At 60.3% G+C, this 8,323-nt stretch carries 5 protein-coding genes; 4 read left to right on the forward strand and 1 reads right to left on the reverse strand.

Features of this window, described 5'->3' with window-relative positions:
* The first annotated feature begins 10 nt into the window (after nucleotides 1-10).
* Nucleotides 11-1,381, forward strand: a complete 1,371-nt coding sequence (locus tag AC1DVE_RS02520; protein ID WP_477783700.1) for a hypothetical protein — start codon at nucleotides 11-13, stop codon at nucleotides 1,379-1,381.
* A 142-nt stretch (nucleotides 1,382-1,523) separates the two neighbouring features.
* A complete protein-coding gene (locus tag AC1DVE_RS02525) occupies nucleotides 1,524-2,543 on the forward strand; it encodes a quinone-dependent dihydroorotate dehydrogenase (protein ID WP_008048626.1) in 1,020 nt (339 codons plus the stop codon).
* 192 nt (nucleotides 2,544-2,735) lie between these two features.
* Here the strand turns inward: AC1DVE_RS02525 and rmf are convergent, their stop codons facing one another.
* Nucleotides 2,736-2,951, reverse strand: a complete 216-nt coding sequence (gene rmf / locus AC1DVE_RS02530) for a ribosome modulation factor (protein ID WP_003223300.1) — start codon at nucleotides 2,949-2,951, stop codon at nucleotides 2,736-2,738.
* A gap of 530 nt (nucleotides 2,952-3,481) precedes the next feature.
* Here rmf and rlmKL point away from each other — a divergent pair.
* Both rlmKL and AC1DVE_RS02540 read left to right on the forward strand, forming a co-directional pair.
* Nucleotides 3,482-5,746 carry a bifunctional 23S rRNA (guanine(2069)-N(7))-methyltransferase RlmK/23S rRNA (guanine(2445)-N(2))-methyltransferase RlmL gene (gene rlmKL, locus AC1DVE_RS02535; protein WP_223454924.1) on the forward strand — a complete coding sequence of 755 codons (2,265 nt, stop codon included), beginning with the start codon at nucleotides 3,482-3,484 and terminating at the stop codon, nucleotides 5,744-5,746.
* Between the two features lie 142 nt (nucleotides 5,747-5,888).
* Entirely contained in the window at nucleotides 5,889-8,288 is a 2,400-nt protein-coding gene (locus AC1DVE_RS02540) for a sensor domain-containing diguanylate cyclase (RefSeq protein WP_223454922.1), read from the forward strand.
* Nucleotides 8,289-8,323 lie beyond the last annotated feature (35 nt).

The raw sequence follows: 8,323 nt of genomic DNA on the forward strand, positions 1-8,323 counted from the left end.
GGAGTCGAGGATGAATATCTCGAATGTTGGTTCACCAGGAAACATCTATGCCATTTCAGGCAATGACACCTCACGCGTCAGTTCAGCTGCCAGCGGTTTGATGGAAGCTCTTGATCTCGTGAGCCCGAATTTTCATGCGGGAAAGCTGGGGTCACCCAGGCAAATTGCTGCGGGGATGACGCTCCTGCGTAACAAGATTGATAGCGAGTTGGAGTTGCTCCTTGAGGCGCAGGGCGAGACGGGGCGCGATTTGGCGGCAGCGGTGTGGAGCTTCATTGGCGATGGGACCCCTCTGAAAGGGGCGCAACATGGGGCGCTAGCCGTTGTAATCGACGGGTTCAATGCAACTGATACCCAGCAAACCCGTGAAAGTCGAATGCAGTCCGTTGTTGCTGCGGGCATGGAGTTTCTTGAGAGCGCCCGAGGGCCCGGGCTAAACCTGCTGAATGTTGCGGCACGCACAGGCCTGGTCGTCACGCTGACCACGGTATTACGCCAGATCGTCGGTTTTTACGTGGAGAAAGCTATTCGGGAGGGCGATTCACCCGAGGCCTCTCGCGCATGGGAGGTGGCCGCCATAACGATGATTGGACCCGCGATGAGCCTGATGGGCGCCATCCGCGATGAGTGCGCAGGCACCGCCAATCTTCAGACTCGACTGGGTCGAATGTTTATGGCAAGCATCACGATGGGGTCGCTGATCGCGGCGCATCTGACCGATAAATCCGGCTCAATGCTATCGACGGTGATCAATACGACTGTTTATACATATGCCCGGGACCTGTGCAATGCCTTCTTCCCTTTGAATGACAACGGCGGACCGGTGACTGCCCAAGCGACGGCAGTCTCCATGGCAGCCTTCGGTACGGTGCAGTATCTGTTGGAGCAATTGGGCGCACTGATGCCTCTCAGTGGCCCGGCGCGCGCAGCGGCGGGTGTAGGTTGGAGCCTGGGGGCCGATGTCATTGCCGGAGCACTTAATGCTGTTGGCGCAGTGATGGACGATGCCATCTTTATCCTGTGCTGTAACTGCTCGTGGTTATCGTCATCAGTGGGGCTGGGTTCGGTATCGGTTGACCCCGAATCACTCCACCAACGTGTCCTTGAAGTGCGCACCGAAGCACGCGTGCCCACGGCACAACAGTTGGGGAATGCGCTGTTCAATAATGGGGCATCGCGAACTTCTGCGTTTATGGGCCTTGTTCTTGCCTTGGGGGCCATATCCGTTGAACTGTCTTTGACTGAACTTGGAGAAAACGCTCAAGCTCAAATCCTGAATATCGGCCTGGGGGTAATGATGATGCTCATTTACTTCCCATTCATCTGGAGTTGCTCCCAGAGCACGCCTGGGGCCAAACCTGCAGCGCAGTTGCAGGAGTAACCTGATGCGCCACCACCCGGCTCGCAGCGGCGATCCGGGTGGTGGATGAGGTTTGCGATGTTGAATCGCAGAGTTTCTCGCCCGCTACCCTCCACACGGCTATAATCGCCCCACTTTTCGTAGCCTTGAGTCAAACCCGCCCATGTACACCCTGGCCCGTCAGCTGTTGTTCAAACTCTCCCCGGAAACCTCCCACGATCTGTCCCTGGACCTGATCGGAGCGGGCGGGCGTCTTGGGCTCAACGGCTTGCTGTGTAAGGCCCCGGCGAAGCTGCCGGTGAATGTCATGGGCCTGGACTTCCCGAATCCGGTGGGGCTGGCCGCCGGCCTGGACAAGAACGGCGCGGCCATCGATGGTTTCGCCCAGCTGGGTTTCGGTTTTGTCGAAATCGGCACCATCACCCCGCGTCCGCAGCCGGGCAACCCGAAGCCGCGCCTGTTCCGTTTGCCGGAAGCCGAGGCGATCATCAACCGCATGGGCTTCAACAACCTCGGCGTCGATCACCTGCTGGCCCGCGTGGCGGCGGCCAAGTACAAGGGCGTATTGGGCATCAACATCGGCAAGAACTTCGATACGCCGGTCGAGCGTGCCGTGGACGACTACCTGATCTGCCTGGACAAGGTCTACGCCCACGCCAGCTATGTGACGGTCAACGTCAGTTCGCCGAACACGCCGGGCCTGCGCAGCCTGCAATTTGGCGACTCGCTCAAGCAGTTGCTGGCCGATCTGGCCGAGCGCCGCGCGGAACTGGCATTGCGTCATGGCAAACATGTACCGCTGGCGATCAAGATCGCGCCGGACATGAGCGACGAAGAAACCGCACAAGTTGCGCAAGCGCTGATCGAAACCGGAATGGATGCGGTCATTGCGACTAACACCACCCTGAGCCGCGTAGGCGTCGAAGGCATGGAACATGGCGAAGAAGCCGGTGGTCTGTCCGGCGCACCGGTTCGTGACAAGAGCACTCACACCGTGCAAGTGCTGGCGTCGGAGCTGGGCGGGCGTTTGCCGATCATTGCGGCGGGCGGCATTACCGAAGGCAAGCACGCGGCCGAGAAAATCGCTGCAGGCGCGAGCCTGGTGCAGATCTACTCGGGTTTCATCTACAAAGGCCCGGCGCTGATTCGTGAGTCGGTAGACGCAATCGCAGCGCTACGCTGAAGGTTGCTTGGGGGCTTTTGTGGCGAGGGGGCTTGTCGGATCGCAACACAGGGTTCCTCGTTAAATTTGTTGCAGGCATAAAAAAGGGCTCCATAAAGGAGCCCCTGGGCCGGAGCCCGCCGTCCGGATGGGACGTGCGTGGTTAATTCAGTACAAAATCAGATTGTCGTGTCGGAGTGTTATGCCCTGTAATTAGCCGACGGCGTGAAGTTCGTTGAGTCTGTGGATTCCCGCAGTGCCGGTCATACCGTCCCAGTTGTCGCCGCGTCCTTCTCGCCAGCCGTTGATCCAGGCTTGACGTACCGACGGTAGAGTAAATGGGCAAAGCTCACGGGATTTGCCACCAACGCCATATTGATATCCGCGCAAAAAAGCTCTTTCCAACGGATCACGCTTAAGTCTTCTCATAGGGTGTTGCCCTCACTTGTTGACTGTATTTATCGCGTCGACCTCTATTGAGGTCTGGCAGAAAAACTCTGCCGTTGGCGGCTCGTTGCCGGCGTCACGAGCCAAGGTGTTGGCGTCATTGCGGCGCCAACCTGTATTGAGTTCTAACCAATGCGTCACATCGAGGGAATGATCGTTTTGTCATAAGGACGTAACTATTGATGTGCTAAGGCCATAAGTAACAGCGTGTTTTTAGCGTATTTATTGGCCAAACCCCGGTATGATCGGCTCTGCGCTGGATGATGGGCTTAATCCTTTAGTGAGAATGGCTCCCGTTGCCGGGATGCACTATTCGACGAAGGGTCGATTTATGACATTTTGTTGCATCAACTTTTTTATCTGTCCTTGCATCTAAGCTCATTTAACCCGGGCAGCAGGGGTGGAACGGCACACCTTCGTGCCACGCGGGCGCTCTTCGAGAAAAGCGCCTGATTGAAAACCGGACCGGCAATGCGTTGCCCGGTCACTCAGCTAAAGGTTCTGGAATTCCCATGTCCGATCATTTCGAACTCTTCCTCACTTGCCCAAAAGGCCTTGAAGGCCTGCTCATCGAGGAAGCCGTCGGGCTTGGCCTTGAGGAAGCGCGCGAGCACACCTCTGCCGTACGCGGCATGGCCACCATGGAAACCGCTTATCGCCTGTGCCTGTGGTCGCGCCTGGCCAACCGCGTGCTGCTGGTGCTCAAGCGTTTCCCGATGAAGGACGCCGAAGACCTGTACCACGGCGTGCTGGACATCGAGTGGCAAGACCACATGCTCAATGACGGCACCCTGGCCGTCGAATTCAGCGGCCATGGCTCGGGTATCGACAACACCCACTTCGGCGCGCTGAAGGTCAAGGACGCCATCGTCGACAAACTGCGCACCCCGCAAGGCGACCGTCCGTCCATCGACAAGCTCAACCCGGACCTGCGCATTCACCTGCGCCTGGACCGTGGCGAAGCCATTCTTTCCCTGGACCTGTCGGGCCACAGCCTGCACCAGCGCGGCTATCGCCTGCAGCAAGGTGCGGCGCCGCTCAAGGAAAACCTCGCGGCCGCCATCCTGATCCGTTCCGGCTGGCCACGTATCGCGGCCGAAGGCGGCGCGCTGGCCGACCCGATGTGCGGTGTCGGCACCTTCCTGGTCGAAGCGGCGATGATCGCCGCCGACATCGCGCCGAACCTGCGTCGCGAGCAGTGGGGCTTCACCGCCTGGCTCGGTCACGTGCCGGCGTTGTGGAAAAAACTGCATGAAGAAGCTTCCGAGCGCGCCGCTGCCGGCCTGGCCAAAACACCATTGTGGATCCGCGGCTACGAAGCCGATCCACGGCTGATTCAACCGGGCCGTAACAACGTCGAGCGAGCCGGCCTGAGCGAGTGGATCAAGATCTACCAGGGCGAAGTCGCGACTTTCGAGCCGCGCCCGGACCAGAACCAGAAAGGCCTGGTCATCTGCAACCCTCCGTACGGCGAGCGTCTGGGCGATGAGGCGAGCCTGCTCTACCTCTACCAGAACCTCGGCGAGCGCCTGCGTCAGGCCTGCCTGAATTGGGAAGCGGCGGTGTTCACCGGCGCGCCGGACCTGGGCAAGCGCATGGGCATCCGCAGCCACAAGCAGTATTCGTTCTGGAACGGCGCCTTGCCGTGCAAGCTGCTGCTGATCAAGGTGCTGCCGGATCAGTTCGTCACTGGCGAGCGCCGTACTCCGGAACAGCGCCAGGTCGAGCGTGAGCAAGCCGCTTACGATCAGGCGCCGAACGAACCGCAAGAACGCAAGTTCAACAAAAACGGCAACCCGATCAAACCGACGCCGGCACCGGTGGTCGAGCAGCCGCGCCTGAGCGAAGGCGGGCAGATGTTCGCCAACCGCCTGCAAAAGAACCTCAAGACCCTGGGCAAGTGGGTCAAGCGTGAAGGCATCGACTGCTACCGCGTGTACGATGCCGACATGCCGGAATACTCCATGGCCATCGACCTGTATCAGGATTGGGTCCACGTCCAGGAGTACGCCGCACCGAAATCCATCGATCCGGAAAAGGCCTCGGGGCGCATGTTCGATGCCCTGGCAGCCATCCCGCAGGCGTTGAACATCGACAAGAGCCGCGTGGTGGTAAAACGCCGCGAGCGTCAGAGCGGCACCAAGCAGTACGAGCGCCAGGCGGCGCAGGGCAAGTTCGTTGAGGTCAATGAAGGCGGCGTGAAGCTGCTGGTGAACCTCACCGACTACCTCGACACCGGTCTGTTCCTCGACCATCGGCCGATGCGCATGCGTATCCAGAAAGAGGCGGCGGGTAAACGCTTCCTCAATCTGTTCTGCTACACCGCGACGGCCAGTGTGCATGCGGCCAAGGGCGGCGCGCGCAGCACCACCAGTGTCGACCTGTCGAAAACCTATCTGGACTGGGCGCGTCGCAACCTGTCGCTGAACGGTTTTTCCGACAAGAACCGCCTGGAGCAGGGCGATGTGATGGCGTGGCTCGAAGCCAGTCGTGACGAGTACGACCTGATCTTCATCGATCCGCCGACGTTCTCCAACTCCAAGCGCATGGAAGGTGTCTTCGACGTGCAGCGCGACCAGGTGCAACTGATCGACCTGGCCATGGCGCGACTGGCGCCAGGCGGCGTGTTGTACTTCTCCAACAACTTCCGCAAGTTCGAACTGGAAGCCAATCTTGGCGAGCGTTATGCGGTCGAGGAGATCAGCGCCCAGACCATCGATCCGGATTTTTCCCGCAACGCCAAGATCCATCGCGCCTGGAAAATCACGGCTCGCTAAATAGCTGTGCTGATTCCCTGCAGGAGCGAGCAAGCTCGCTCCTGCAGGACCCGATCAATGCTGGTCAAATTAGTGGCTAATAGCTATAACTCAACTCACGGCCAAAGGGCTTCCCCGCACCTGGCGTTTTGAGTTGCGTTCTATGTCGTTGCACGCCGTGCGCCCCAAGATCCTGGGTTTTATCAGCGAAGATGTCTCGGCCTGGCTGGTCGCACTGCTGGTATTGCTGGTTGGCGGGGTGCTCACCGGGTTGCTGGCGTGGTCGACACTTAATCTGTTTCACCATCAATTGCGGCAACGTTTCCAACTGCTGGCCAGTGAACGTTACAGCCGTATCGAAGAGCGTTTCGAAGATCAGGAGCAGCGCCTCGATGGCCTGCGCCGGTTTTTCGCCAATTCCGATTCGGTTTCCCGAGCGGAATTCGACGGCTACACCCAACCTTTGCTGCTGCGAACCCAGGCTTATTCCTACGCCCAGCGGGTCACCCGTGACGAGCGGGCGGCGTTCGAGCGTCGGGTGCATGACGAAGGCTTGAGCAGCTTCACCCTGAGAGAGCTCAACGCCGACGGCCAATTGCAACTGGCGGGCGAGCGAGATGAGTACGTGGCGGTGCTGTATAGCCAGACGCAAAGCAAACTCGGCGCTCCCCTCGGTTACGACTTGCTGGCCCAGCCGCTGCGGCGTGCCACGCTCGACCGGGCCGATCAACATGGCGGCATGGCGGTGTCGCAACCGATGCATCTGGTGAGTATCGAGCCGGCTTATGCGCGCGGCGTGCTGCTGGTCGCGCCGATCATGCAACGCAACAGTCAGGACCACAAAACCACGAAGCCCTACGGTTATGTCATGGCCGTGATCAGCATGCGCCAATTGCTGGCGGACGGCCTGCCGGAAGCGAGCCGTGACTATCTCTCGGTGCGCATCCTCGATTTGTCGATCGACGACCAGCACGAAGTGCTGTTCGAGTCGCCCAACCCGCCGGCCATCAGCGAACTGTCCGCCACGCGCCTGTTGCGCATGGCCGACCATGACTATCAAGTCGATATCCAGCCCAGCGACGCGTTCGTGCAGGCCAACCATTCCTCCGTCACCAGTCTGGTGGTGTTGGGTGGATTGCTCAGCGTGATGCTCAGTGCCTTGTTGTATGTGTTGGTCAGTCAGCGGCAGCGGGCGTTGAAACTGGTCGAGCAACGCACCCGGGAGCTGCGCGATCGAGAACAGGAGCTGCACGGCACCCATGGCCAGTTGCGTGGCGTGCTGAATGCCGCCACCCAGGTCGCGATCATCGCCACCGATCTGCGTGGCGTCATCAGCACCTTCAACGCCGGTGCCGAGCAGATGCTTGGCTATACCAGTGCCGAAGTGGTCGGCCATATGACCCTGGAGAACCTGCACCTGCCCCGGGAACTGCTCGCTCGCTCGGCAGAGTTGGGCGCACGCTATGGCAAACCGGTGCCGACCTGCCAGGCGATGCTGGTCGAAGGCGACGTGGAGGGCGGCCACGAGGCGCGGGAGTGGACGCTGGTGCGCGGCGATGGCAGCCATTTGATGGTCAACATGCTCGCCACGCCAGTGCTCGACGAGCAAGGCCTGTGGGTCGGGCACCTGGCGGTGTGCATCGACATCACCGAACGCAAACGGGTCCACGAAGCGCTTGCGGCGCGGGACCTGCTGTTGAAGAAACTCAGCGCCCACGTGCCCGGTGGCATCTACCAGTTCAAGATGGAGTTCGACGGGCGTTTTAGCGTGATCTACGCCAGCGACGGTATTCGCGAGATCTACGAGCTGGAACCCGACGTGCTGCTGCTCAATGCCGAAGCGATTTTCACCCGGATTCACCCCCAGGACACCACCCGTGTCCGCGCCTCGATCCGCGCCTCGGCCGACACCCTCAGCCCCTGGCGCGAAGAATACCGTGTGCAATTGCCGCAACGCGGTCTGCGTTGGGTGCGTGGCGAGGCCACGCCGGAGGCGCTGCCCGGTGGCGGCGTGCTGTGGCACGGCTACATCTCGGACATTTCCGATATGAAGCGGGTGGAAGAAAAGCTGCGCGCGTTGTCGGTCACCGATTCGCTGACCGGTATCCACAACCGGCGCTATTTCCAGGAACGCCTGACCACCGAAATGGCCCGGGTGGAGCGCGGTGGTGGGGATCTGTCGGTGATCATGCTCGATATCGACCATTTCAAACGCATCAATGACCTGCATGGCCATGCCATCGGTGATCGGGTGTTGCAGGCCGTGTGCCAGCGGATCGGCCGCCGGCTGCGTCGCACCGATGTGTTCTGCCGCCTGGGCGGTGAGGAGTTCATGGTGCTGTGCCCGGATATCAGCGGCGAAAATGCCTATATATTGGCCCATCAATTGTGGCAAGGCTTGCGCAGCTCACCCATTGAAGGTGTCGGTACGGTCACCGCCAGTTTCGGGATTGCCAGTTGGCGGGTCGGGGAGGGTGCCGATGCCTTGCTGTTGCGCGCGGATTCGGGAGTTTACGCGGCGAAGCAGGCGGGAAGGGATCGGGTAGAAGGGGAGATGAATTAACCCGGGTTGTACGCTAACCCTGTGGGAGCGGGGGT

It is taken from the genome of Pseudomonas sp. P4_B4 (assembly GCF_056402255.1).